The organism is Bacillus sp. ISL-34, assembly GCF_018613325.1.
Classification (GTDB): domain Bacteria; phylum Bacillota; class Bacilli; order Bacillales; family DSM-1321; genus Peribacillus.
Genome location: NZ_JAGGQJ010000026.1, coordinates 25,323 through 48,505 on the forward strand (window position 1 = coordinate 25,323; position 23,183 = coordinate 48,505).

Annotated in this window: 27 protein-coding genes, 1 pseudogene and 1 riboswitch; of the genes and pseudogenes, 19 read left to right on the forward strand and 9 right to left on the reverse strand. The window is 39.6% G+C overall.

What is annotated here, in order from left to right; genetic code table 11:
* Positions 1 to 10: 10 nt before the first annotated feature.
* Positions 11 to 442: a CBS domain-containing protein gene (locus J7E52_RS18605; RefSeq protein WP_214749809.1), complete on the forward strand. Its 432-nt coding sequence runs from the start codon at positions 11 to 13 to the stop codon at positions 440 to 442.
* Positions 443 to 484: 42 nt separating this feature from the next.
* On the opposite strand, the gene J7E52_RS18610 is transcribed toward J7E52_RS18605, so the two are convergent.
* Together J7E52_RS18610 and J7E52_RS18615 are read right to left on the reverse strand one after the other, a co-directional pair.
* The gene (locus J7E52_RS18610) at positions 485 to 2,458 is read right to left on the reverse strand and encodes a S9 family peptidase (RefSeq protein WP_214749812.1); all 1,974 of its coding nucleotides are present in this window, start codon (positions 2,456 to 2,458) and stop codon (positions 485 to 487) included.
* A gap of 170 nt (positions 2,459 to 2,628) precedes the next feature.
* Positions 2,629 to 2,955, reverse strand: a complete 327-nt coding sequence (locus J7E52_RS18615) for a DUF2680 domain-containing protein (protein WP_214749815.1) — start codon at positions 2,953 to 2,955, stop codon at positions 2,629 to 2,631.
* A gap of 227 nt (positions 2,956 to 3,182) precedes the next feature.
* Between J7E52_RS18615 and J7E52_RS18620 the strand changes: the two genes are divergently transcribed.
* A complete protein-coding gene (locus J7E52_RS18620; protein WP_144476786.1) occupies positions 3,183 to 3,329 on the forward strand; it encodes a lmo0937 family membrane protein in 147 nt (48 codons plus the stop codon).
* Between the two features lie 81 nt (positions 3,330 to 3,410).
* Here the strand turns inward: J7E52_RS18620 and J7E52_RS18625 are convergent, their stop codons facing one another.
* Together J7E52_RS18625 and catR are read right to left on the reverse strand one after the other, a co-directional pair.
* On the reverse strand, positions 3,411 to 4,328 hold the full coding sequence (locus J7E52_RS18625) for an NAD(P)/FAD-dependent oxidoreductase (RefSeq protein WP_214749817.1): 918 nt from the start codon (positions 4,326 to 4,328) through the stop codon (positions 3,411 to 3,413).
* 140 nt (positions 4,329 to 4,468) lie between these two features.
* Positions 4,469 to 4,792 (reverse strand): catDE operon transcriptional regulator CatR, encoded by a 324-nt coding sequence (gene catR, locus J7E52_RS18630; protein WP_214750069.1) that lies wholly within the window; start codon positions 4,790 to 4,792, stop codon positions 4,469 to 4,471.
* Positions 4,793 to 5,056: 264 nt separating this feature from the next.
* Between catR and J7E52_RS18635 the strand changes: the two genes are divergently transcribed.
* From J7E52_RS18635 to J7E52_RS18645, 3 genes are all read left to right on the forward strand, one after another.
* Positions 5,057 to 6,136 (forward strand): nitric oxide synthase oxygenase, encoded by a 1,080-nt coding sequence (locus J7E52_RS18635; protein ID WP_214749821.1) that lies wholly within the window; start codon positions 5,057 to 5,059, stop codon positions 6,134 to 6,136.
* Between the two features lie 61 nt (positions 6,137 to 6,197).
* Entirely contained in the window at positions 6,198 to 6,470 is a 273-nt protein-coding gene (locus J7E52_RS18640) for a hypothetical protein (protein WP_214749823.1), read from the forward strand.
* 318 nt (positions 6,471 to 6,788) lie between these two features.
* Positions 6,789 to 7,727: a magnesium transporter CorA family protein gene (locus tag J7E52_RS18645; protein WP_214749826.1), complete on the forward strand. Its 939-nt coding sequence runs from the start codon at positions 6,789 to 6,791 to the stop codon at positions 7,725 to 7,727.
* 30 nt (positions 7,728 to 7,757) lie between these two features.
* Here the strand turns inward: J7E52_RS18645 and J7E52_RS18650 are convergent, their stop codons facing one another.
* A complete protein-coding gene (locus J7E52_RS18650) occupies positions 7,758 to 7,949 on the reverse strand; it encodes a hypothetical protein (protein ID WP_214749828.1) in 192 nt (63 codons plus the stop codon).
* Between the two features lie 94 nt (positions 7,950 to 8,043).
* Here J7E52_RS18650 and J7E52_RS18655 point away from each other — a divergent pair, with 94 nt between their 5' ends.
* On the forward strand, positions 8,044 to 8,208 hold the full coding sequence (locus J7E52_RS18655) for a hypothetical protein (protein WP_214749831.1): 165 nt from the start codon (positions 8,044 to 8,046) through the stop codon (positions 8,206 to 8,208).
* A 125-nt stretch (positions 8,209 to 8,333) separates the two neighbouring features.
* Here the strand turns inward: J7E52_RS18655 and J7E52_RS18660 are convergent, their stop codons facing one another.
* Entirely contained in the window at positions 8,334 to 8,468 is a 135-nt protein-coding gene (locus J7E52_RS18660) for a YuzL family protein (protein WP_214749834.1), read from the reverse strand.
* Between the two features lie 98 nt (positions 8,469 to 8,566).
* On the opposite strand from J7E52_RS18660, the gene J7E52_RS18665 reads away from it, so the two are divergent.
* Complete coding sequence (locus J7E52_RS18665) at positions 8,567 to 8,818, forward strand: YkuS family protein (RefSeq protein WP_214749836.1); 252 nt, start codon at positions 8,567 to 8,569, stop codon at positions 8,816 to 8,818.
* 50 nt (positions 8,819 to 8,868) lie between these two features.
* Here the strand turns inward: J7E52_RS18665 and J7E52_RS18670 are convergent, their stop codons facing one another.
* The gene (locus J7E52_RS18670; protein WP_214749839.1) at positions 8,869 to 9,318 is read right to left on the reverse strand and encodes an OsmC family protein; all 450 of its coding nucleotides are present in this window, start codon (positions 9,316 to 9,318) and stop codon (positions 8,869 to 8,871) included.
* 311 nt (positions 9,319 to 9,629) lie between these two features.
* On the opposite strand from J7E52_RS18670, the gene J7E52_RS18675 reads away from it, so the two are divergent.
* From J7E52_RS18675 to J7E52_RS18685, 3 genes are read left to right on the forward strand one after another with little or no spacing between them, the layout of a single operon-like run.
* Positions 9,630 to 10,391: an SDR family oxidoreductase gene (locus J7E52_RS18675; protein WP_214750071.1), complete on the forward strand. Its 762-nt coding sequence runs from the start codon at positions 9,630 to 9,632 to the stop codon at positions 10,389 to 10,391.
* A gap of 27 nt (positions 10,392 to 10,418) precedes the next feature.
* The gene (locus tag J7E52_RS18680; protein ID WP_214749842.1) at positions 10,419 to 10,922 is read left to right on the forward strand and encodes a hypothetical protein; all 504 of its coding nucleotides are present in this window, start codon (positions 10,419 to 10,421) and stop codon (positions 10,920 to 10,922) included.
* Positions 10,915 to 11,961, forward strand: a complete 1,047-nt coding sequence (locus J7E52_RS18685; protein ID WP_214749845.1) for an alpha/beta fold hydrolase — start codon at positions 10,915 to 10,917, stop codon at positions 11,959 to 11,961. Before J7E52_RS18680 ends, J7E52_RS18685 begins: the two co-directional genes overlap by 8 nt.
* 180 nt (positions 11,962 to 12,141) lie before the next feature.
* Here the strand turns inward: J7E52_RS18685 and J7E52_RS18690 are convergent.
* A pseudogene (locus tag J7E52_RS18690) lies at positions 12,142 to 12,736 on the reverse strand (nitroreductase family protein).
* A gap of 245 nt (positions 12,737 to 12,981) precedes the next feature.
* Between J7E52_RS18690 and J7E52_RS18695 the strand changes: the two are divergent.
* From J7E52_RS18695 to J7E52_RS18725, 7 genes are all read left to right on the forward strand, one after another.
* The gene (locus J7E52_RS18695; protein ID WP_214749848.1) at positions 12,982 to 13,959 is read left to right on the forward strand and encodes a ring-cleaving dioxygenase; all 978 of its coding nucleotides are present in this window, start codon (positions 12,982 to 12,984) and stop codon (positions 13,957 to 13,959) included.
* Positions 13,960 to 13,983: 24 nt separating this feature from the next.
* Positions 13,984 to 14,931, forward strand: coding sequence for a ring-cleaving dioxygenase (locus J7E52_RS18700; RefSeq protein WP_214749851.1), 948 nt, complete (start codon positions 13,984 to 13,986; stop codon positions 14,929 to 14,931).
* A complete protein-coding gene (locus tag J7E52_RS18705; RefSeq protein ID WP_214750072.1) occupies positions 14,931 to 15,539 on the forward strand; it encodes an alpha/beta hydrolase in 609 nt (202 codons plus the stop codon). Before J7E52_RS18700 ends, J7E52_RS18705 begins: the two co-directional genes overlap by 1 nt.
* Positions 15,540 to 15,557: 18 nt before the next feature.
* Complete coding sequence (locus tag J7E52_RS18710; RefSeq protein WP_214749854.1) at positions 15,558 to 16,166, forward strand: flavin reductase family protein; 609 nt, start codon at positions 15,558 to 15,560, stop codon at positions 16,164 to 16,166.
* A gap of 236 nt (positions 16,167 to 16,402) precedes the next feature.
* Positions 16,403 to 16,505, forward strand: a riboswitch (SAM riboswitch).
* Positions 16,506 to 16,588: 83 nt separating this feature from the next.
* Positions 16,589 to 17,983, forward strand: coding sequence for an S-methylmethionine permease (gene mmuP / locus J7E52_RS18715; protein WP_214749857.1), 1,395 nt, complete (start codon positions 16,589 to 16,591; stop codon positions 17,981 to 17,983).
* A complete protein-coding gene (gene mmuM, locus J7E52_RS18720) occupies positions 17,973 to 18,935 on the forward strand; it encodes a homocysteine S-methyltransferase (protein ID WP_214749860.1) in 963 nt (320 codons plus the stop codon). The genes mmuP and mmuM overlap by 11 nt, the downstream gene beginning before the upstream one ends.
* A gap of 305 nt (positions 18,936 to 19,240) precedes the next feature.
* Positions 19,241 to 19,408 (forward strand): hypothetical protein, encoded by a 168-nt coding sequence (locus J7E52_RS18725; protein WP_162878727.1) that lies wholly within the window; start codon positions 19,241 to 19,243, stop codon positions 19,406 to 19,408.
* A 620-nt stretch (positions 19,409 to 20,028) separates the two neighbouring features.
* Here J7E52_RS18725 and J7E52_RS18730 read toward each other — a convergent pair.
* Positions 20,029 to 20,403, reverse strand: coding sequence for a helix-turn-helix domain-containing protein (locus tag J7E52_RS18730; protein ID WP_214749863.1), 375 nt, complete (start codon positions 20,401 to 20,403; stop codon positions 20,029 to 20,031).
* Between the two features lie 229 nt (positions 20,404 to 20,632).
* Between J7E52_RS18730 and J7E52_RS18735 the strand changes: the two genes are divergently transcribed.
* Together J7E52_RS18735 and aspA are read left to right on the forward strand one after the other, a co-directional pair.
* Entirely contained in the window at positions 20,633 to 21,622 is a 990-nt protein-coding gene (locus tag J7E52_RS18735; protein WP_214750074.1) for an asparaginase, read from the forward strand.
* A 23-nt stretch (positions 21,623 to 21,645) separates the two neighbouring features.
* Entirely contained in the window at positions 21,646 to 23,076 is a 1,431-nt protein-coding gene (gene aspA / locus J7E52_RS18740) for an aspartate ammonia-lyase (RefSeq protein WP_214749866.1), read from the forward strand.
* The last annotated feature ends 107 nt before the right edge of the window (positions 23,077 to 23,183 follow it).

Sequence of the window (23,183 nt, forward strand, 5' to 3'; positions counted from 1 at the left end):
AGGGATATCCGTGACCAAATTAAGAGATATCATGACAACAGACGTGGACTGTTGCACTGCGGAAGATAATATATATGAAGCAGCAGTCAAAATGAAGAATGATGATGTTGGTGTCATTCCTGTACTGGAGAATAACCATTTAATTGGTGTCATTACAGACAGGGATATCGTCATTCGCTGTGTTGCCGAGAAAAAGCCCAATTCGACTAGAATTACCGATGTCATTTCCACCAATCTTGTAACAGGCACGCCTGATATGTCAGTGGAGGAAGCTGAGGAGATAATGGCTACCGAACAAATCAGAAGGCTCCCTATCATTGAAAATGATAAGCTGGTCGGAGTCGTGGCATTAGGTGATCTTGCTGTACACCAACAGACAAATTCAATGGCAGGAAATGCTTTAAGTTCAATTTCCGAGGACAGAGACCAAATTCAACACTAAAAACAAACACTCTGTTAGCTTTTGCTAACAGAGTGTTTGTTTTTAAAGATATTTATTGAACCATCCTTTGATTTCCTCAACATGTTGCAGGCGCATTTTTGGAGATCCGCTTCGGGATACCTCATGAGTTTCATCTGGGAAGGAAACAAGTACCGCTTCTTTATTTTGACGTTTTAAAGCGACAAAAAATTGCTCGCTCTGTTCAATGGGACATCGAAAATCCTTTTCGCCGTGAAGTAAAAGTAAAGGGGTATTCACATCGGAAACATATTTTAAAGGAGAGTGCTGCCATAATTTTTCAGCAGAGTTAACGATATCACCGCCTACTTCCCACTCTGTAAAATAATAGCCAATGTCGCTGACCCCATAAAAACTTAGCCAGTTACTAATGCAACGCTGAGTCACAGCGGCCTTGAAGCGGTTGGTATGTCCGATGATCCAATTTGTCATAAACCCTCCATAGCTTCCTCCGGATACCCCTAAATCTTCATGCTCTATAAAATCATACGTAGCTAAAACGTGATCTACTCCAGCCATTAAGTCCTTATAATCCATGCCTCCATAATCGCCCCGGCAGGCATTTACGAAGTCTTGGCCATATCCTACACTACCGCGCGGGTTAGTGAACAATACAGTATACCCTTCATTAGCCAAGGTCTGGAATTCATGAACATAGGTATTGGCATACATCATATGCGGACCGCCGTGGATTTCTAAAATGAGCGGATATTTTTGATTACCATCAAAATCGGTCGGTCTCATGATCCAGCCGTGGATGGTAAGTCCATCAACAGATGGAAAAGTAATAGGTTCTGCCATGGACAAATGTTTATCCTTCAAAAAATCGTCATTAACAAAACTGATTTGTTCCTTATCGCCATTGGTAAGGTTATAAGCAAAGAGATCGCCGGGATGAACTGGAGTACTGATGGCCACAACAGCACGATGACTTTCGGGATCTATAGTCAGGCCGTATATATGCTGCGGGTCAAGGATTGATGGATACATGGCTCCTTCAATCGAACCATAATAAACTCCGGTATTTCCGTAATCGCTTATTAAAAAGTAAAAGCCTTGGCTATCGTTTGTCCATAAAATACCTGGGTCGACGGCTCCGATTTGGAAATCCCCAATGGCAGAATCGCCTATTTGGACATCCCATCCATCGGTCAAACACTGAGTCGTTTGATCGAATATGGAGTATAACCAGATATTTGAAAAGGTGGCACCGGCAAATTCTTTAGTATGGCCAATGTAAGATAGATATTCGCCATTTGGCGACCATTTCGGATCTCTAAAGAAACCTGTACTTTCCGTTATCTTTTCTAAGGAACTCGTTTCAAGGTCCATGATGAAAATATCGGAAAAAAGCTCATCGTCACTTCTTTCTGCATCCCCGCTTATGAATGCAATATGCTGTCCGTCTGGTGACCATGCATTCGGTTGATGATCAACATTGTTTTCCGTTAGCAATGATGATTCTCCCTTAAAAATTTCCACTATGACCAGCTGCTGATATAACTGATCAAAATAGCCTCTTCCATCCCATTTATACTTAATCCGGTCATACCTATGAATTTCTTTGGACAAATCACTTTCCTTAACCGTATTTAGGTTTTCGCCTTCCTTTAACCCGGTAGAAAGCAGCAACTTGGTGGAACAAGGAGACCAAATGGGCTTTGTTACACCGTTAACGAAATGGGTCAACTGGCGGGCTTCCCCGCCAATGCTCCCAATAAGGTGAACTTGTTTTTTTCCTGATCTGTCTGATATAAAAGCGATATGCTTGCCGTCGGGGGACCAGGCTGGTGATGTATCACGATTATCCCCAAATGTCCATTGCTTTGTTTCATTCGTAATCAGGCTGAACATAAACAGATTGGAAATGTATTTTTCCGTTTTTTCATCTATTCTGGTTTGGACATAAACCGCCATGCTGCCATCCGGTGATAGCTTTGGATCGGTCACTGATTTCAAGTGAAATAAGTCTCTTGCTGTTATACCTATTTTGTTCATCCTTTTCACCCTTTCATTTCTCATAGTTATGTATTTCGCTAAAGAGAAATATAAATCCTTTAGTAAATGGTAATCGCGTAAGGTTTATTTATCAAGGACGAATGAAATGAAAAAAATCCGGCCTTTTCATAAGGTCGGATCATCAGGATACATAGCCAAAAAACTTATAATTACTTATGCATGTGCCGTGTATGTGGGCGGTGCGGCGGTATTTGGAAATTATGTTCTTCCATCATTTTATAATGTTTTTCAAAATGTGAAACCATTTTATCGGCTTCTTCTTTTGAAAGCGCGCCATACTCGACATATTTTTGGATCAATATCTTTTTGTCAGCGAGTATCTGCTTTTGGATCTTAGCGATTTCCGATTTTTGAGCTTCAGTGAATTGTACACTTTCCGTTTTTGCTTTATTTTCCTTTTCCTCTGCAGCTGGGTGATTCAGGTTGACTAAGAATAGGGAACAGGCAGTTAAACAGATGACTAAAAACTTTTTCATGAATGAACGACTCCTTCTTTTGTTTTTTTGCCTTATGAAGAATTGTAGAACCTTTAAAACCTGAAAGTCTCTTCCTTGTGAATGTTTTTTTATGGAAGATTCCTTATTTCTTTATTATCATTTACAGCATTTACAGTTTTATGTAAAAAAATAGGAAAGGGTTTGTTACAGAAAGATATGGGTAATTTAAATGTAAGCAGAAAAAATGGGAAGAAAGGGGGAGTAACATGATTTGGACAATTATTGGTCTAATAATATTATTATGGGTTCTAGGTTTAGTCTTTAAAGTGGCTGCAGGCTTTATACATATCTTGCTTATCATCGCGGTCATTCTCATTTTGGTTAAAGTTTTTAAGGGAAGGAATCGAATGTAGATGTGACGTGGAAAAGCTAATAAATACCAATGTAAAAGGCGGCCTGGTGAACAGGTCGCCTTTTAATTTTCCTTTATGCTGTCAATCATAAGGAAGTGGCTGGCCTAACAGCCTCTTATGAATCCATATCGCTGCCTGGGTGCCATCCCCCATCGAAATGGTGACTTGTTCGGAATGGGCAACGAGGTCACCGCCTGCCCAGACTCCTTTAATATTCGTTTCTTTAGTCCGGGGATGAATCACGACATGATTGTTTTCATTGACTTGCACACCTAACTGTAGAGCTAGGCCATTATTTAGTTTGTTCCCTTTAAACGCCGTGAATGCTTTTTCAGCCTCGATTATTTTACCGGAGACTAATTGTATGCCCATTAACTGCTGTTTGTCGTCGACATGAACCTCACAAACTTCTTCTTCGATTACGGGAATCTGATTTTCCTTTAATTTTTTCCTATACTCTTCATCAATTCTTGTTTTCAAATGATTTACGTAAATGATATCTTTTGACCAATATAATAGTGTAAGGGCCATGCCGGCACCCGTATTTCCGCCTCCAAGAACAACGGTTTGCTTATCCATGATTTCATACCCATCACAGTCAGGGCATATATATGTGGATGTCCCGAGAGTTGGATAGATGTTTTTGATTGGAGGAATGTTATCGGTAATGCCTGTACCGAGAAAAATCATTTTGGCTTGATATTCCCTGTCATTCTTTGTTTGGATAAAAAACTTGTCCTGCTTTTTTTCAAGAGATGTCACTGTATCATCCAAGAATTCGACACCGAATTTTTCAGCGTGCTGTCTGCCAAGCGTCCTTAATTGTTTACCGCTTACCCCATCCGGCCATCCAAGAATGTTATGGTAAGCCTTTGCAATGGAAGAGCGGCCTTGAGCAGAATCAATGACGATAATATCATGTTTATATCTTCCGAGCTGTATGGCTGCTTGTATCCCGGCTATACCTCCACCAATAATAATGCAATCTGCTTGTTTCATGAATTCACCGCCCATAAATTTGGAATAAACCTAGTGTTATTCTATCTGTAAAAAATATACCACTAGTCGTTGGCGCTTAAACAAAAAAGGAGGAAGTCCGCCAGCCGGCGGACCTTCCTCCTTTTCTGTTAATGCCTGTATCATTGATTCTGTATTGGTTCGAGCCATTCCTGTGCCCAATTTTGAATTTCGTTCATTACCGGTGCAAGGGCCTTGCCTTTTTCAGTTAAAGAATATTCAATCCTGACCGGTGTCTCTGGATATACGTCCCTTTTAACAATACCTTCATTTTCCAAGTCCTTTAAACGTTCAGAAAGAATCCTGCCGCTTATCGGGAATGCAGATTCAATATTACAAAACCGTTGAGGGCCATTAAGTAATTGATTGACAATCAATCCAGTCCAGCGTTTACTCAAGATTTGCATTCCTTTTTCAAATCGTGGACAAAGTGTCGTATTATTCATCATATCACCTCATTATTAATATATTATAATGCATTTACCTCATATGTAACAACTTTACCGATAATTATTTAGTTACTAGAGATGTTATAGTATAAGAAATTTATGAGCTTACTTTAAGTATCTTGAACAGAATTTCGCCTCGTAATTGCCACATTTACTTAAAAATTGCGCTTAAAAAAAATGTGTTCTTTAGGGATACCGTGAAAAATATGTTATTTTAATATTGAAGTCAAAGTTTTATAAATGGAAGGGTTCGTGGGAAAGATGAGTGATTTACTGCAAGAGGCCGTATCCTTTATCAGGACAAGTTATCAGGAATTATTGAAAACGGAAGAGGACATAGATGGCAGGATCGAACAAATCAAAAAGGAAATAAATGAAACAGGCAGATATGAACATACATATGAAGAATTGGTTTATGGTGCTAAATTAGCTTGGCGTAATAGCAATCGTTGCATTGGGCGCTTTTTTTGGGAGTCGCTGAGGGTGATTGATAAACGGATGATTCAAAGCGAAGAAGAAATTGTATCGGCTCTCTTTGAGCATATCGAATATGCTACGAATAATGGGAGCATCAGACCTGTGATTACAATTTTCAAACAGAAAGATCATGATCGAAAAGTGGAAATTTGGAATCATCAGCTTATACGATATGCAGGGTATGAGACGGAACATGGCGTAATCGGCGATTCAAGTTCAATAGAATTCACTAAGCAATGTATGGCATTAGGATGGAAAGGGAAATTCGGACATTTCGATATTTTACCCCTTGTAGTCCAATTGGACGGAAAAACCCCTAGTTTTCATGATATACCTGAAAGCCTCGTTAAAGAAGTTCAAATCACCCACCCTGAACTGACATGGTTCAAAGATCTTAAAATCAAATGGTATGCTGTTCCAATCATATCTGGCATGAGGCTGGAAATTGGCGGTATCACGTATTCAGCTGCACCATTTAATGGGTGGTACATGGGAACGGAAATCGGTGCCAGGAACCTTGCTGATGAAGAACGCTACAATATGCTTCCGGCAATCGGGGAGAGGATGGGCTTGGATATTAAACGTGATTCGAGTTTATGGAAAGATCGAGCCTTAATCGAACTGAATGAAGCAGTCCTTCATTCGTATAAAAAACACGGAGTCAGCATTGTTGATCACCATACAGCAGCTAAACAATTCAAGAAATTCGAGGAAAAAGAAACCACTTGTGACCGGAAAGTTACTGGGGACTGGACCTGGTTAATTCCACCGGTTTCACCAGCCACGACCCACGTTTTTCACCAGCCATATAACAATGAAATAATGAAACCTAATTTCTTTTATCAAATTCCTCCATATAAATAAAGGTTTACATTAATTGGCGTTGGGTATATATATATCAAGCCAATAAATAAGGGGGAAGGTAATGATGGCATTAGGAAGAAACGTGGTATTACTAGGAGTCGGAGTTGCCGGAGTCTCATTTTTATCGAATAAAACGAACAGAGGAAAAGTAAAGGACATATGGTCCAATGCAAAAGCAAAAACAGCAGGCTTTTGGAATAGGACGGCTTCAGAGATGGATCCCGTAATTGAAAAGGCAGGTCACCCTGATCCATATGATCATGACGACAATAAAATGGTAGATGAAGGCGCCATGTATGGTGTTCACTATTATAATAAAGCTAAGCATGAATAAAATAATCAGACGCTTGGGGATACCCAAGCGTTATTTTTTTGGTAGTTTCATTATCCTTTCCAAACGCGAAAATCTGATAATTGCGAATTCGAAACAGGGAATCAGGGTATTAAATTCGTTATTGTGCTTTAAAAGAATAAGGATTAAGATTAAAGAATCGAAAGGAAGTGGATACGAGTGAGCAGCAGTTCTTATGATCCTGAACCCAGAAAGCAAGAGGAAGCCAATATGATGCTAGAAGTCGAGACTGTTATTCTCCCTGAGTATCTGCTCGAAGAAGGTAAATAAGGCTTTCTCTATAGAAGAGGAGGTCAAGAAATGATTGAAATCTATAAGACGGATGAAAACCGTCACCTAAACAATATCGAGGAAATGACAAAAGGTTCCTGGGTGAACATTGTCGCGCCCACTGAAGCTGAAATAGATTATATATGCACGAATTTGAAGTTACCGATCAATTTCATGAAAGATCCGCTGGATGATGAGGAAAGGCCCCGAATCGAAAAAGAGGATGATAATGTTTTAATTATTGTTGACTTCCCATATTTGACCAGGGACGAAGCAGACTTACCGATTTTTGAAACGATACCTATAGGGATGATCTTTACCAAAGACTGTTTCATTACGGTATCTTTGAAAGAAACACCGATATTGGCGAATTTCAAAAACAATAAGATAAAAGGATTTTTCACCAATAAGAAAACAAGGTTTGCCTTACAATTATTATTTGAGATTTCATCCTATTATTTACGTTACCTGAAACAAATCAACAAGATGACTAATGAAGCGGAACGTGAATTGCATCAGTCCATGAAAAATAAAGAATTATACACTTTCCTGGCTTTGGAAAAAAGCCTGGTTTATTTTACGACATCATTAAAATCCAATCGCGTTGTACTTGATAAGATCCTCCGTTTTAACTATTTGAAAATGTATGAAGAAGATAAAGAATTACTTGAGGATGTAATCATCGAAAATGCTCAGGCAATTGAAATGGCAGAAGTGTATCTATCCATACTTAGCGGTATGATGGATGCATTCGCTTCGATCATTTCCAATAATGTCAATAATGCCATGAAGTTTCTAACCTCCGTGACCATTATTTTGACTCTGCCGACCATGGTGGCAAGTTTTTACGGAATGAATGTGGAACTGCCATTTGAACATAATCGGTATGCTTTCATTTTTACATTATTAATTGCCATCACATTGGCGGGGACGACGGCATTCATTTTTTGGAAGAAAAAATATTTTTAAGAGTAACCGGCTTATTAAGCCGGTTTTGTTTTATTCCTCAAAAAAATCAGCAAATCCTTCACTGTTAATCCGATCGGTATAAGGGTTCTCATCCTTTACATTCTTTGCATCCAAATTTGTTTTAATCACTAAACGGGGACTCTGTGATGCTTCTCTAATGATACGGTCGTTCAACTCTTTAAAATCCGGTACATTCTTATTGCCGGGTCTGTTTGGTTCCAATTAAACCACCTCCATTAGTATCTTGGCAAAAAATGATGGGGTGTATTCATGAATATTATTAGGATTGGGAAGGATAAGGACTGAGGAGGAGATCATGATGACCAAATGGAACGAGCAAGCAGCTCCCAATAATAATTTAAGGGCAAGTGATTTTAACCCGGATGGAGCCGATAAAGCAAAAATGGATACAAAAACAATTGATGGAGATCGATTGAATGATCTAAAGATCCAAAGGGAAATCAGAAAGCAAAATATATAAGAGAAGTCCTGATCGTCAAAGAAAAGCAACACAGGATCATGCAGAGGAAAACGCTTGGCGATTAAACCAAGCGTTTTTTTTGCGTATCACGAAGGCGGAATACCATGGTTGTTTTAGGATTCTTATCAGGAACGCTTTTGCTTTTTAAGTGAAGAGGGTCGAGTGAAGGACCCGGTTTCTTTTGTAGTGGTACCTTGCCCCTCTACCTGAGAAGACCCTAAACGAGTTTGTGAAGCATCTTTCTTGTTTTTTCCATTCATGTTTATCACCTCGATATTACTTTCCCTATTTCCTTTGCATCCTATACATATATTGAAGGTGAAAAGGACAGGTTAGATGGTAGAGGAGGTGTGTGTTGATGTCAAAAATCGGTGTAGAAGAATCATTAACGAATATTCAGGAAGCACTTCGTGAAAAAGGTTTTGATGTTGTGGAGATTAAACAAGAAGCTGACACAAAAAACGTCGATTGTTGTGTGGTAACAGGGTTGGAAAGTAATGTGATGGGTATAAGCGATACAACATTAAAAGCGTCTATCATTGAGGCAAATGGTTTAACGGCTGATGAAGTGTGCCGCGAGGTTGAAAATAAAATGAACGCCATTCAATAGTTCAAAAAGTGCCTAAACCGATATAGGGTTAGGCACTTTTTTGTTCAAGGTTACTGTGCTATGGAAATTGCCGCATTCAATTCCACCGCTACATTACCTTTGATCGCTCTCGAAATCATACATGAAGCTTCAGCTTTTTCAGCAAGTTTCCTCGCTTTTTCAACCTCTTTTTCTGAAGTATCCGGTACTAATATAAGTGCAGGGCGATGAATGATTTTCTTGTAGGTGAATACACCATTCGTAACATCCACTAATGCTTCCGATTGCATGGTCAAGCTCACCTTTTCTATATGGGCTCGCTCTAACATGGCAGCAAAGGTAATGATATAGCAGGTCGATGCCGCCCCAAGCAGCATTTCATCGGGATTAGTGCCGATCCCTGGTCCCTCCATTTCAGTAGGAATACTTATCTGTGTTTGAAGATTCCCTGAATGAATCGTGCCGATATCATTTCTGCCGCCGGGCCATTCCGCGGTTAAATGAAAGTGATGTATCGTCATTTTTAAAACCTCCTTACTATTCTATAGTGTAAACGATTAAACAGGTTAAGCATTCGATTTTGCTCACTCGGGAAAGTGATCATCCAGCAGTGGGTCGAATTAAGGTTCCTTTATGCAAATCCGCCAGCCGACCGAAGCGGTTGAATGGATAGGCATTATTGATATGAAGGATACTGTTGATGAAACAAAAGGCAGAGGCATTAGGCTATTTTAAGCACAATATTGGATAGGCTTTTCTATAATGATATAGACGGTTTATATAAATAATACTTCATTTAGGAAGGGCTGAAAAGTTGACTACATTGAGTAATATGTTCGATTTGACTAATAAAACGGCTATCATTACCGGCGGCGGCAGAGGACTGGGCAAACAGATCGCTATGGCGTTGGGGGAGGCTGGTGCAAATATAGTCATTGCTTCACGAAATCTTCCTGTATGTAAGGAGGTATGTGAAGACTTGCAATCGATGGGTGTTAATGCCGTTGCCTTTGAATGTGATATCACGGATGAGAGTGCCATTGACCATGTCGTCCAGGAAACGGTTGCCCAATTTGGCACCATTGATATTCTTGTCAATAATAGCGGTACGTCCTGGTCAGGTCCGCTTTTGGATCTTCCCAAGGATAAGTGGGAAAAAGTATTGAATGTCAATGTTACAGGTACATTCCTGTTTTCACAGGCTGTTGCGAAGGTCATGAAGCAGCAAAATTCCGGAAAAATCATAAATATTGCATCGGTGACAGGTCTTGGAGGAACGTTTCCTGAGCTATTGGATACGATAGCTTATAACACCAGTAAGGGTGCCATCATTACAATGACGAAGGATTTAGGAGTTAAACTTGCTAGATACGGAATCCAAGTCAATGCAATTGCACCTGGATTTTTCCCGACTAAAATCACAAAGAAAATTCTTGAAAAGTCCAACTATGACATATTAGGTAAAACACCGGCTGGCAGGTTTGGCGATGGAGATGATTTAAAGGGTGCTGCCGTATTTTTAGCCTCACAGGCTTCTGACTATATGGTTGGTCATGTTTTGATCATTGACGGTGGAATATCGGCATTAGTGTAAACGGAGGAGAAAGGAAGGAAGAAATATATGGCGGAAAAATCAAATTTTTATAAAGGGCTTAAATTACTAGGCGCACAAAAAGAGCAACAGCTTAATGGTGAAATTCAGGATTTGCTAAATAATCGTGAGTTAATAGAAGCAGTAAGCGACAATGCGCAAATGCAGATTCCAAGAATAAATAGAATGCAGGAAGCCTCAGAAAGAATGTCCATCATCATGAATTACCCAACAAAAAAAGATGTGGCGGGAATCGCGAAATTAGTGATCCAGCTCGAAGATAAAATTGATAGGTTAGAAGATTTGCTCTCTACACTTGTTGATGATAGGGGCGGGAACGTCAGAGGTAATTCATCAGATCGCAATAAACGGAATGCTATTTCATCCCGCAGTAAGAAAAAGAAGTCAAGTTGGGATTCCAATGAAAAGGAAGGGAGTAAAAAAAGGATATCGAATTTCATAAATGATTCCTTATTGATAAGTTCACAGTTGCCAGAGTTCGATTCTTTTAGACAGGGGAATTCAAATGTCTAAACGGAAAGTGCCGAAAAATCAATACGAACCTAAGTGGAAACATTTTTTGGATATTCCCAATCAGCCCATACCTGAAGTGGGACTGACGCCTAAAATATCGGTGTGGAAAAAAAACAAATCAACAATTTGGTATTATCCGTCGGCACAAAAAAAATATGATGTGCCGGTTTTTCTTATATATTCACTAATCAATACACCTTTGATTCTTGATCTGTCCCCAGGGAATAGTTTAATAGAATCTTTTGTAAATGAAGGTTTTGATGTATATTTGCTTGATTTTGGAAGTCCGGGTTTTGAAGATGGCGAAATATCGATCGAAGATTATATCGTCGATTATATTCAAAAAGGAGTCCAGCGTGCATTACGCCACTCTGGGGCATCAGAAATTACAGTAATGGGATTTTGTCTCGGCGGTACAATAGCCGCAATATATGCTGCCATTGCAGACGAGCCAATCAAGAATTTGATTCTCTCCGTTACACCGGTTGATTTCAGTGCCTCAGAATTTTTTGATCAGTGGAAGGAAGCATTAAAAGACGGTACCGCGAATTTTGACGAGACGATTGATATTTATCAAACGATTCCAGCCAGTGCTGTTAAATATGGAATCCGTTTAATTACATCTCCTATCTATATATCACCGTATTTATCATTATTGAATCAAGCGGATGATGAGGAATACGTTAAGAATTGGCGCCGCTTCAATGCGTGGACCAATGGGCATGTGCCGTTATCCGGAGCAGCTGCCAAACAAATAACCAAAGACCTCTTGATAAAAAATCGCTTGGTTAATGGGGGTTTTAAGGTAAGGGGGAAAAAAGCGAAGCTATCAAAAATTGATGCCAGTGTTTTGGTCATTGCAAGTAAGTATGATCGATTGGTCCCACAGGAAATGATTTATCCGATAATGGAGCATTTAACATGTAAGGATAAAACATATAGCCTACTGAAAAGTGGACATGCTTCCAAACAATATTACGGTGAACTCCCATATTATTTGAAGGAATGGCTACCAGGACGTTCTTCACCAATTCAATAGGTTACTAGGGGGAAGTGAAATGTACGTGTTTAACGTCAGTGAGGATATCAAATTCATGCCGGTTGTAGAATATATAGGCTTTGCGGCATTGATATTTTCAAAATTTTTTGCAACATTTCCGGATTACTAAAGTGAAATAAATGAAAGGGCTGGCTCGGTATGTAGTGCAGCCCTATTGTCTCATTGATAATATTTCACTCGTTCTTCAAGTGGTGAGAAGTCTTTATCGCCAGGCACTGCAGTAGGTTTTCCAAAGGGCATCTGTGCGATGAGTTTCCAATCGCTTGATAAATCCCATGTCTTTCTCACTTCGTCATCGATTAAAGGATTGTAATGCTGAAGGCTTGCACCAAACCCCTCAATTTCCAAGGAATTCCATACGACAAATTGTAAAATGGCAGACGATTGGGACCAAATCGGAAAGTTTTCGGCATACGTTTTGAATTGTTCTTGAAGCCTAGCTATAATGGCCTGGTCTTCAAAGAATAAAACCGTACCATAACCATTTATAAATGACTTCATTTTTTCTTCCGATTTTTCAAAATCTTTGTCACCGACCGCTTTTCTTATGTGTTTTTCGTGATATCCCATAATTGGTCGTGGCTCTGACCAGTTAAAACAATCACTCTTGCACTTTGGGAATTGAAAGCGGAAGGTGAATATTGAACGGCATGATCGATAACTTCTTTAATCCTTTTATAGGGACAACACGTTCCTTGCTAAGGGAATAATAAGAGCGTCTATCTTCAATTGCGCTAAAAAAATCTTTAGCCATTCATCATACCCCCAGTCATTATACCGACTTATTTTAACCTGATTTTATTATTTTATGAAAGATGAATACGGTTGAAATATTTAATGGAAAATGGTTGACAAATTTATCGTTGTCGTTTATCTTTAAATCAAGATATTTTCATTAAAAGTATTGTATGTTAGGTTAAATACCTTGAATTCGAGATATTATTTACGGATTAATTCATCTCCGTAAGGGGAGATTTATAAAGAATAGGAGTGGTACGGATGGAATTAAAAGGATTACATCATGTTTCGGCGATTACAGCTAAAGCGGGAAATAACTTTGAGTTCTATACAAAAGTGCTAGGGATGCGATTAATCAAAAAAACGGTGAATCAAGATGATGTTCGTGTGTATCACTTATTTTATGGAGATCAAATTGGTTCTCCGGGTACGGAATTGACGTTTTTTGAAATTCCCAACGCTGCCCGCACTCATGAGGGAAACAATAGCATTTCAGAAATTTCTTTAAGGGTGAGAGATGATGAAGCACTAGGATATTGGAAAAAACGGTTTGTGGAATTCAATGTTGAGCATGATGAAATATCGAGCCGTTTTGAAAGGAAGGTGCTTTCTTTTAAAGATCCTGAAGGGCAGAGGCTTCTTCTGGTTTCCGATCAGGATAATAACGGCGTTCAAGGAGGATCACCGTGGGATGGAAGCCCGGTACCGCAAGAGTTTTCCATCCTTGGATTAGGACCAGTAAAACTTACTGTATCCAATATTGAACAAACAGAAAGTGTTCTTTCCGAGGTATTGGGGTTCAGGAAATCAGGCACATATCCATCTTCCATCAGGGGGCAAAATCCAATTGTCGTTTACGAGACAGGTGAGGGAGGAACAGGAGCGGAACTTCATATTGAAGAAAGGAATGACATACCTCGGGAAAGGTTGGGGAGGGGTGGAGTCCACCATGTTGCCTTCCGGGTGGATAATGAAGAAGAACTGAGAAAATGGATAGAAAAAATTGATGAATCGAAATTCGTGAACTCGGGATATGTGGACCGCTTTTATTTTCGTTCACTCTATTTTAGGGAGCCGAATGGCATATTATTTGAACTAGCTACTGATGGACCTGGTTTTGCAGTGGATGAAGAAGAGCAGCACCTAGGTGAGAACCTTGCCCTGCCTCCATTTTTAGAATCGAAAAGAAAGGATATTGAATCGAATTTAAAACCACTGAATACAAAATCAACAAATTAATCAACGGGAAAGGAAGTAATCGGCATGCAAAAGCAAAATGCAGGAATACATCATATAACCGCAATTGTAGGCAATCCTCAAGAGAATGTGGATTTTTATGCTGGAGTATTGGGAATGCGTATGGTGAAGAAAACCGTTAATTTTGATGATCCAGGCACCTATCATTTATATTTCGGAGATGAATCAGGTTCACCGGGCTCTATCATCACTTTCTTTCCTTGGCCTGGGGCATACCGAGGGACAATTGGCTCTGGACAAGTAGGGATTACAACATATGCCGTTCCGGAAGGTTCAATGGGCTTCTGGGAATCGCGTTTGGGTAAATTTAACATAGACTTTGAAAAGATTTCACGCTTCGGCGAGGATTATTTGGGATTTCAGGACCCACATGGATTGCAAATTGAACTGGTCGAGCGTAAAGAAGGTAAAAATAGCGAGTGGTCATTCGGCGGTGTACCAGCTGATAAGGCGGTCAAGGGATTCGGCGGTGCTGTATTATTGACGTCCAATCCGACCAAAACGATGGAACTATTAGAGGAAGTGATGGGCCTGCAAAAGATTGGGGAAGAGGGCGATTTCGTCCGCTTCAAATCTATATCGGACATCGGAAATTTGATAGATGTTAAAAAAACGGTTTTTCCAAATGGGAAAATCGGAGTGGGAACTGTCCATCATCTTGCATGGCGTGCAAGCGATAATGAAGATCATAAAGAATGGAGGGAGCATATCACAAACCATGGCTATGGCGTGACACCCTTTAAAGACCGTCAATACTTCGATGCCATTTATTTCAGGGAAGATGGAGGCATACTCTTTGAAGTTGCCACAGATCCACCTGGCTTTGCTCATGATGAAACGAAGGAAACGATGGGCAGTAAATTAATGCTGCCACCATGGCTTGAAGAAAAAAGGGAGATCATGGAGAAAACGTTACTGCCGGCAGTGCCGAGAGTACTAGAGGAGGATAAATGATGAAGCATATTTTTCAAAAAGGAAGTAATCCAGAAGCGCCATTGCTTTTGCTTTTACATGGCACTGGAGGAACGGAAACAGATCTCTTGCCATTATCGGAAATGGTTTCACCGGGATCATCCGTACTCAGCGTACGGGGAAATGTACTTGAAAACGGGATGCCTCGTTATTTCCGCCGGCTGGCTGAAGGAGTTTTTGATGAAGAAGATTTGATTTTCCGTACGAAGGAGCTTTATGAATTCTTGGAATCAGCGTCCGGACAATATGACTTCGATCGTGACAGAGTGGTGGCATTAGGTTATTCTAATGGTGCAAACATAGCAGCAAGTTTGATGTTCCATTTCGAAGGGGCATTACAAGGAGCGATTCTTCATCATCCAATGGTGCCTAGACGCGGGATTGCTTTGCCCTCCCTTTCGGATATACCTGTATTCATTGCTGCAGGTAAAAACGATCCGATTTGCCCGGCAGCAGAAACTGATGAACTTAATCAACTTTTACTGCAAGCTGGTGCTGTGGTGGATGTTCACTGGGAAAATTACGGTCATCAGTTAACACGTTCAGAGGTTGATGCAGCAAGTTCATGGTTTCAAAAGAACTTTTTATAAGAATGAGAGGGAATGAAGATGATTTCAGTTTATCCTGAAAGTCTGACTGAACGGGAAAATTATAAGTTTTTGACTGGAAGCATCATACCGAGACCAATAGCCTTGGTTACGACACAATCCGAAACCGGTACAATCAATATAGCGCCGTTCAGTTTTTTTAACATAGTCAGTTCCAATCCTCCGATGATTTCCATTTCTGTTCAACGGAAAGATGGAGTTTCAAAAGACACGGCCCGAAATGCAATTCAAACAGGTGAATTCGTTGTTCATATCACTGATGAAGATAATGTTGCTGATGCAAATCGAACGGCCAAGGAACTCCCGTCTGACGAAAGTGAATTGGGTCTTACCAATTTCACGCCGGCTGTTAGTGATAAGGTATCCGTACCAGGATTGCAAGAAGCGAAGGTACGCTTTGAATGTACATTAGAGCATGCGATACCATTGGCAGGTTCCAAGAATAAACCTGGTTGTGATTTATTGATAGGGAAAATAGTCTGCTACCATATAGAGCAGGATATTTACCATAATGGCCGAATTGACCAGAATGGGCTAAAACCTGTAGCAAGATTAGCGGGTCATACTTATACAAAACTAGGGGAATTATTTGAAATAGAACGACCTTAAGGAATAAGAAAAAATGACGTCATCTTTTAAGATGTCGTCATTTTTTTAATCCATAAAATTATTCCCGGTTAGCATTATCTGCAATTCTAATACTGTGCGACTGCTACAAAAACAAGCTACCATTTCATATATATGCCAAAGGTGCCATGATTGTTTGAATTTTAAAGGAAGTCTTTACAAACTGAAACAAAACTTGACAATCTTTTAATAGATTGATAAAGTTATAAAAAAATAATTTCTTATCCAGAGAGGTGGAGGGACTGGCCCTATGAAACCTCAGCAACAGGTCTGCAAAGACACTGTGCTAATTCCAGGGGGTGAAACCTTGATAGATAAGACCGTACGTGTTTATTTGTCAGTAACGCACTCTTTTTAAGAGTGCGTTTTCGTTTTTTCTGGATGCAAGATAAAGGAGAGTAAGAATGGAAAACAAAAGGAAGCATGATTTTCAAAGGAAAATGCAGGCACGGCATATAATAATGCTATCGCTTGGCGGGGTGATTGGAACAGGTTTATTCTTAAGTTCGGGTTATACGATTCAACAGGCTGGCCCATTTGGCACCATCCTTTCGTATTTGATTGGGGCATTAGTGGTTTATCTAGTCATGCTATGTCTAGGTGAACTGGCAGTGCATATGCCCGAGACAGGTGCGTTTCATAGCTACTCAGCTAAATACATAGGTCCTGGGACAGGGTTTACAGTAGCCTGGTTGTATTGGCTAACTTGGACTGTTGCACTAGGTTCGGAATTCACGGCAGCAGGATTGTTGATGCAGCGATGGTTTCCATCAATCAATGTCTGGATATGGAGTGCATTATTTGCCATATTGGTCTTGGCATTAAATGCGTGGACCGTTAAGTTTTTCGCTGAATCCGAATTCTGGTTTGCGTCTATAAAGGTATTTGCCATTGTGATATTTATTATTTTGGGAGCAGCCGCAATGCTAGGTTTTATTCCAATAATTCATTCACAATCCGCTCCGTTATTCTCCAATTTTACAAGTGAAGGTTTATTTCCGAATGGTGCTTTTGCCATTTTAATGACGATGCTTGCGGTGAATTTTGCATTCTCTGGAACTGAATTAATCGGAATTGCAGCTGGAGAAACTGTGAATCCAGAAAAAACGGTACCAAAGGCAATCCGTATGACATTATGGAGATTGATTATCTTTTTTGTAGGAACGATCGTTGTATTGTCCGCATTATTGCCTATTTCGGATGCAAGCGTATTAGAGAGCCCCTTTGTGGCAGTTCTTGAACGAATTGGTGTGCCGTATGCAGCGGATATTATGAACTTTGTTATATTAACCGCCATTTTGTCTGCTGCAAACTCAGGACTATATGCATCATCCAGAATGCTTTGGTCACTTGCAGATAAGGAAACTATATCACCAATATTTGCAAAATTGACAAAACGGGGAGTTCCGATGAATGCAGTCCTTTTCAGTATGTTGGGCGGCTGCTTAGCCCTGTTCTCGAGCATTATTGCACCGGATACCGTTTACATAGTGCTTGTATCCATTTCTGGACTAGCTGTGGTTGTAGTTTGGATGAGTATTAGCGTGTCACAGTTTCTATTTCGCAGACGATTTATAAAAGAAGGAAATTCAGTAAATGATTTGGCTTATCGAACACCATTATATCCACTCGTACCAATCGTTGCTTTTATGCTATGTCTTGCTTCTTGCATAGGAATTGCATTTGATCCTACACAACGAATTGCACTTTATTGTGGCATTCCTTTTATATTGTTTTGCTATGGAAGTTATTATCTGACACAAACCATAAAGAAAAGAGGAGTAGATCATGAACAATAAAAATAACCCAATTGACGCTATTTTACGAGATCATTCACTCATGATTTTGGACGGAGCTTTAGCTACAGAGCTAGAGAGGAATGGATGTGATTTGGACGATCCGCTATGGTCTGCACGTGTATTGCTTGAAAATCCTGAAGTGATCTATCAGGTTCACTTTGACTACTTTCGTGCTGGAGCGGACTGCGCGATTACGGCAAGCTACCAAGCCACTGTTGAAGGTTTCGCCCTCCGCGGAATACAAGAAAAAGAGGCTTTGGAGCTAATCCGGAAAACGGTTTTACTCGCAAGAAAAGCAAGAGATGAATTTTGGAAGGAAGAAAATCAAACGATTAGGCCTAGGCCGTTGGTTGCTGCATCTGTTGGTCCTTATGGGGCTTATCTTGCAGATGGTTCAGAGTATGTAGGAAACTATGGTGTTTCAGATGAAACTTTAACGGCATTTCATCGCTCACGAATATCGGCTTTGATTGAAGCAGGAGCTGACCTTTTAGCATTTGAAACGATTCCTTCCCTGCAAGAAGCAAAAGTATTATATTCTTTACTGAAGGATTATCCAGAAGTGTATGCTTGGCTATCCTTTTCATTGAAAAATGAAAAAGCGATAAGTGACGGTACATTACTCGAGGAGTGTACAAGATTGTTTGGCAACAGTGAGCAAATTGCAGCAATCGGCATCAACTGTGCGCCAGTATCATGTATCACGGAAGCCATCCAGGTGTTGCGTGCAAACACGGATAAACCAATCATTGTTTATCCGAATTCTGGTGAAACATATAATCCAGAAACTAAAACATGGCATGGTCAAGAATCATGTAACAGGCTCGACCTGAAATCTCAAGAATGGCACCATGCAGGGGCGCGTTTAATTGGAGGGTGCTGCAGAACGGCACCACATCATATTGAAGACATTTCAAGAAAGTGGCGACCTTCCGTAGTCGTATCCTCCTAAGGTATGTAAGTTGTGGATAAACCCTAATAAAAAGAACAGGAAGCGTCATAATCTGGCGGTCCTGTTCTTTTTGAGCTCTTTATTTTAGATTCGAGTCCATTTGAAAAGGATTAATTCAAGGCGCTTCAGAAATAAGTCGCTAGAACTGAAGTGAGGATCGTTTTAGGTTGACAACTACCTCTTATTTTTTAAGCGTTGTGGCTGAAAAAGAAACCGCTCAAAAACAGTAAAAAGAGAAATTAAATCATATTTTTTGTGTGCTTGGGAAACCTAAACAAACAATGAATAGAAAGGAGAGAATGAGTATGAGCCGTGGTAAAAATTTTAATCACAAAGAAAAAGGCCATCCAGGAAATTTACCCAATAATAGAATTAGCGAAGAGAAGGAACACAGCCGGCAGTATGAACAGATCGAGGATATTGTCACACATGAAGCCTTTAAAAATCGGGAAAAAGAAGACGAGATGCCTTAATATATTGAGATGCAGTTAAGACATTTTGAAAAGTATCAAGATATTGAGCAATTTTCCATTCCTTTAAGTTCCGCTTTTTAATAATAGAAGCACATGAATTAAACAATATCCCTTTCCCTTCATGACGCTTCCATAATCAGCTGCTTTTTTTAGCTTTAAAGATATTCAGCAATTTCCATGTATATACGGGGGGAAAACCATGAGCTTTGCTATGGTTTTTTCTTTCATTACAAAAAAATCAAGAGGGGAAGTCAGAGATTAAGTTGCTGGAAAAAACAGATATCTATCTTCCTTTGATGGAAAAGGAAGTAAGCAAAAGATGATAACAGAAAAATGAAGATGGATGACCTTTTAATAAACCGACTTTCTTCTATTAATAATTAATAAAACTTAAAATTCTCAACTCGGGCACCATAAGTCTTCCCAAAGCTACTTAAGACGGGTTAGTAAGTATAATCTGCATTATCATCCAGAAATAATTAAGGGTAGCGTCCAAAAAGGGCTAACTTGGTAAAATCCTGGAATTTTTTGCAGTATTAGAGGTACATCGTGAATATTATAAGAACCTGCTGATGAAGTACCGTCCGTTCCCCATATACAAGTCTTAAGCCCAATTTCTGCTATGTTTCATTTTGTTTATCGCGATTTATTTCCACTTCTCGTTTTGCTCTAATAAAAGCGATAAATTGAATCGTCTCCTCTTCAGAAAGAGAAATTCCATCGATAGCTAGCTCCATATTTGGTGAATCCGTTAATTCCATGACTTTAGGTGACTCTGTGGTAATATCTTTAGCTGGATGATCTACTCGACCTAGAATGTAATCAGTGGATGTATCATATAGGCCTGCTAATAAATTAATCGTTTCTAATGAAGGGCGGCGATGGCCCGATTCATAACCTGCATAGGTACTCTTGGCGATTCCGAGTCTGTCAGCGGTATATTGCAAAGACCATCTTTTGGCCTTCCTTAATGTAGTTAATCTATTTAAAATCATTCTTATTACTCTCCTTTTATATAAATCCATTATAACATCAAATTGGAATAAGCGTACGCGTAATGAATAATTTTAGCTTGATTTCACTCTGAAACATGACTATAATAACATGTGTTGTACGCGTAACATGTACATTTACAGTGAAAATATCCTTTTCTGAGATGATTGAATGATTGTAATACAGGGAGGCTTTATAGGGGGTAGTATATTGGAGAAGTTGAAGACGAAAATGAAGAAGTTGATGTTGATTACTACAGGTGGTACAATTGCATCGTTAGAAGGAAAAAATGGACTGGTTCCAGAGATGAAAGCTGACGAAATTTTAGGTCACCTACCGGGATTGGATTTACTATGTCAGATTGATAGTATGCCTTTGATGAATATTGATAGTACAAATATGCAGCCGGAAGATTGGACAGAAATGGCACATTCCATCCATGAGCACTACCATGATTACGATGGCTTTGTGATTACCCATGGAACAGATACAATGGCTTACACTTCAGCTGCGCTCTCATATATGTTACAAGATTTAGGGAAACCAATTGTCGTTACAGGTTCTCAAATCCCAATTGCCTTCAAAAAGACAGATGCCAAAAGAAATATCTCTGATGCGATTCGGTTTGCTTGTGAAGATATTGGCGGAGTATATGTTGTATTTGATGGTAGAGTCATCCAGGGTACGAGGGCCATTAAATTGAGAACGAAAAGCTATGATTCGTTTGAAAGTATTAACTATCCTTATATTGCTACCATATTCAAAGATAAAATTGAGTATCTAAAGCCAGTTCATTCACCAAAGAATAAGGAAGCTAAGTTAGATGCTTCCATATGTACTGATGTTGCTTTGGTTAAGCTGCATCCCGGTATAAAGCCTGAATTCTTTGATTTTCTGAAAAATCAATGTCGGGGAATCGTAATTGAAAGTTATGGAAGCGGCGGCATTCCATTTCAAGGAAGAAATATTTTAGAGAAATTGAATGAGTTGGTCGAGTGTGGAATATCCGTAGTCATTACTACCCAATGTTTAGAAGAAGGGGAAGATATGGATATTTACGAAGTGGGACGAAAAGTGAATAAGAATGTCATCATCCGTTCCAGAAATATGAATACAGAAGCCATCGTTCCTAAGTTGATGTGGATATTGGCCAAGACACAGGATCCAAAAAAAGTGAAGGAAATGATGGAAACACCGATTGCAGAGGACATTACATTCTAGAACAAACAAAGGGGCAAGAGGAAATGTTGATAGAAGAGAGAACATACCGAATCGAGAAAGACTTTCTTGGGGAAAAGGAAATTCCGGCAGATGTTTATTATGGAATACAAACTCTACGCGCTGTAGAAAATTTTCCGATTACCGGTTACAAAGTCAATGAAGAAATGATTCGTGCACTAGCTATGATTAAGAAAGCAGCAGCTTTAGCAAATATGGATACCAAACGGTTATATGAGGGTATTGGAAGCGCTATTGTCAAAGCTTCTGATGAAGTGATCGATGGAAAGTGGCATGAATATTTCATCGTTGACCCAATTCAAGGCGGCGCGGGTACATCGATGAATATGAACATTAATGAAATCGTTGCCAACCGAGCGTTAGAACTTATGGGACACAAAAAAGGTGATTATGTACAAGTTAGTCCCAATAGCCATGTTAACATGTCGCAATCAACGAATGACGTATTCCCTACTGCCATCCATTTATCAACATTACGACTTTTGGAGCAATTGCTGCAAACAATGACCAAGATGAGTACGGTCTTAAAGAATAAAGCAAAACAATTTGATCATGTTATCAAAATGGGACGCACACATCTTCAGGACGCAGTGCCAATTCGCCTCGGTCAAGAATTTGAGGCATACAGTCGCGTGTTGGATCGGGATATAAAAAGAATCAGTCAATCACGTCAACATTTATATGAAGTGAATATGGGAGCAACAGCAGTGGGAACGGGATTGAATGCAGATCCGCGTTACATTGAAAATGTTGTTACATATTTAGCTGAAATCAGTAACTTGCCGCTTGTAGGAGCAGAACATTTAGTAGATGCAACCCAAAATACGGATGCATATACTGAAGTGTCAGCTTCATTGAAAGTATGTATGATGAATATGTCTAAAATTGCTAATGATTTACGTTTGATGGCTTCAGGACCAAGAGCGGGATTGGGAGAAATCACACTTCCAGCTCGTCAACCAGGTTCATCCATCATGCCAGGAAAAGTAAATCCGGTAATGCCAGAATTAATTAATCAAGTCGCTTTCCAAGTGATCGGGAACGATAATACGATTTGCTTAGCATCAGAAGCAGGACAACTAGAGTTGAATGTAATGGAGCCAGTGCTTGTATTCAATTTATTGCAATCAATCAGCATTATGAACAATGCTTTCAATGTCTTTACAGATTATTGTTTGGAAGGCATTGAAGCAAATGAGCAACATTTAAAAGATTATGTCGAACAAAGTGTTGGAGTGATTACAGCAGTCAATCCGCACCTTGGATACGAAGTGGTTTCACGTATTGCGCGTGAAGCGATATTAAAAGGCAAATCAGTTCGCGAACTTTGTTTACAATATGACGTGTTGACAGAAGAAGAATTGGATCTTATTCTAAATCCTTATGAAATGACAAAGCCCGGTATAGCGGGAGCTTCTCTTTTTGATCGGCAATAACCAGTAAATAAGCAGAAAACATTAATCTATATGATTTTTGATGTAATGACTATGCCTTTAGGACCGTTGGTTTAAAGGCATAGTCATTAATTATATACAATCCAATT

What these genes read in the sequence shown, in the direction of transcription:
- J7E52_RS18610 (WP_214749812.1), bottom strand. Translation starts at nt 2,458, where the DNA reads ATGAACAAAATAGGTATAACAGCAAGAGACTTATTTCACTTGAAATCA.
- J7E52_RS18615 (WP_214749815.1), bottom strand. Translation starts at nt 2,955, where the DNA reads ATGAAAAAGTTTTTAGTCATCTGTTTAACTGCCTGTTCCCTATTCTTA.
- J7E52_RS18620 (WP_144476786.1), top strand. Translation starts at nt 3,183, where the DNA reads ATGATTTGGACAATTATTGGTCTAATAATATTATTATGGGTTCTAGGT.
- J7E52_RS18625 (WP_214749817.1), bottom strand. Translation starts at nt 4,328, where the DNA reads ATGAAACAAGCAGATTGCATTATTATTGGTGGAGGTATAGCCGGGATA.
- catR (WP_214750069.1), bottom strand. Translation starts at nt 4,792, where the DNA reads ATGAATAATACGACACTTTGTCCACGATTTGAAAAAGGAATGCAAATC.
- J7E52_RS18635 (WP_214749821.1), top strand. Translation starts at nt 5,057, where the DNA reads ATGAGTGATTTACTGCAAGAGGCCGTATCCTTTATCAGGACAAGTTAT.
- J7E52_RS18640 (WP_214749823.1), top strand. Translation starts at nt 6,198, where the DNA reads ATGATGGCATTAGGAAGAAACGTGGTATTACTAGGAGTCGGAGTTGCC.
- J7E52_RS18645 (WP_214749826.1), top strand. Translation starts at nt 6,789, where the DNA reads ATGATTGAAATCTATAAGACGGATGAAAACCGTCACCTAAACAATATC.
- J7E52_RS18655 (WP_214749831.1), top strand. Translation starts at nt 8,044, where the DNA reads ATGATGACCAAATGGAACGAGCAAGCAGCTCCCAATAATAATTTAAGG.
- J7E52_RS18660 (WP_214749834.1), bottom strand. Translation starts at nt 8,468, where the DNA reads ATGAATGGAAAAAACAAGAAAGATGCTTCACAAACTCGTTTAGGGTCT.
- J7E52_RS18665 (WP_214749836.1), top strand. Translation starts at nt 8,567, where the DNA reads ATGTCAAAAATCGGTGTAGAAGAATCATTAACGAATATTCAGGAAGCA.
- J7E52_RS18670 (WP_214749839.1), bottom strand. Translation starts at nt 9,318, where the DNA reads ATGACGATACATCACTTTCATTTAACCGCGGAATGGCCCGGCGGCAGA.
- J7E52_RS18675 (WP_214750071.1), top strand. Translation starts at nt 9,630, where the DNA reads ATGTTCGATTTGACTAATAAAACGGCTATCATTACCGGCGGCGGCAGA.
- J7E52_RS18680 (WP_214749842.1), top strand. Translation starts at nt 10,419, where the DNA reads ATGGCGGAAAAATCAAATTTTTATAAAGGGCTTAAATTACTAGGCGCA.
- J7E52_RS18685 (WP_214749845.1), top strand. Translation starts at nt 10,915, where the DNA reads ATGTCTAAACGGAAAGTGCCGAAAAATCAATACGAACCTAAGTGGAAA.
- J7E52_RS18695 (WP_214749848.1), top strand. Translation starts at nt 12,982, where the DNA reads ATGGAATTAAAAGGATTACATCATGTTTCGGCGATTACAGCTAAAGCG.
- J7E52_RS18700 (WP_214749851.1), top strand. Translation starts at nt 13,984, where the DNA reads ATGCAAAAGCAAAATGCAGGAATACATCATATAACCGCAATTGTAGGC.
- J7E52_RS18705 (WP_214750072.1), top strand. Translation starts at nt 14,931, where the DNA reads ATGAAGCATATTTTTCAAAAAGGAAGTAATCCAGAAGCGCCATTGCTT.
- J7E52_RS18710 (WP_214749854.1), top strand. Translation starts at nt 15,558, where the DNA reads ATGATTTCAGTTTATCCTGAAAGTCTGACTGAACGGGAAAATTATAAG.
- mmuP (WP_214749857.1), top strand. Translation starts at nt 16,589, where the DNA reads ATGGAAAACAAAAGGAAGCATGATTTTCAAAGGAAAATGCAGGCACGG.
- mmuM (WP_214749860.1), top strand. Translation starts at nt 17,973, where the DNA reads ATGAACAATAAAAATAACCCAATTGACGCTATTTTACGAGATCATTCA.
- J7E52_RS18725 (WP_162878727.1), top strand. Translation starts at nt 19,241, where the DNA reads ATGAGCCGTGGTAAAAATTTTAATCACAAAGAAAAAGGCCATCCAGGA.
- J7E52_RS18730 (WP_214749863.1), bottom strand. Translation starts at nt 20,403, where the DNA reads ATGATTTTAAATAGATTAACTACATTAAGGAAGGCCAAAAGATGGTCT.
- J7E52_RS18735 (WP_214750074.1), top strand. Translation starts at nt 20,633, where the DNA reads ATGAAGAAGTTGATGTTGATTACTACAGGTGGTACAATTGCATCGTTA.
- aspA (WP_214749866.1), top strand. Translation starts at nt 21,646, where the DNA reads ATGTTGATAGAAGAGAGAACATACCGAATCGAGAAAGACTTTCTTGGG.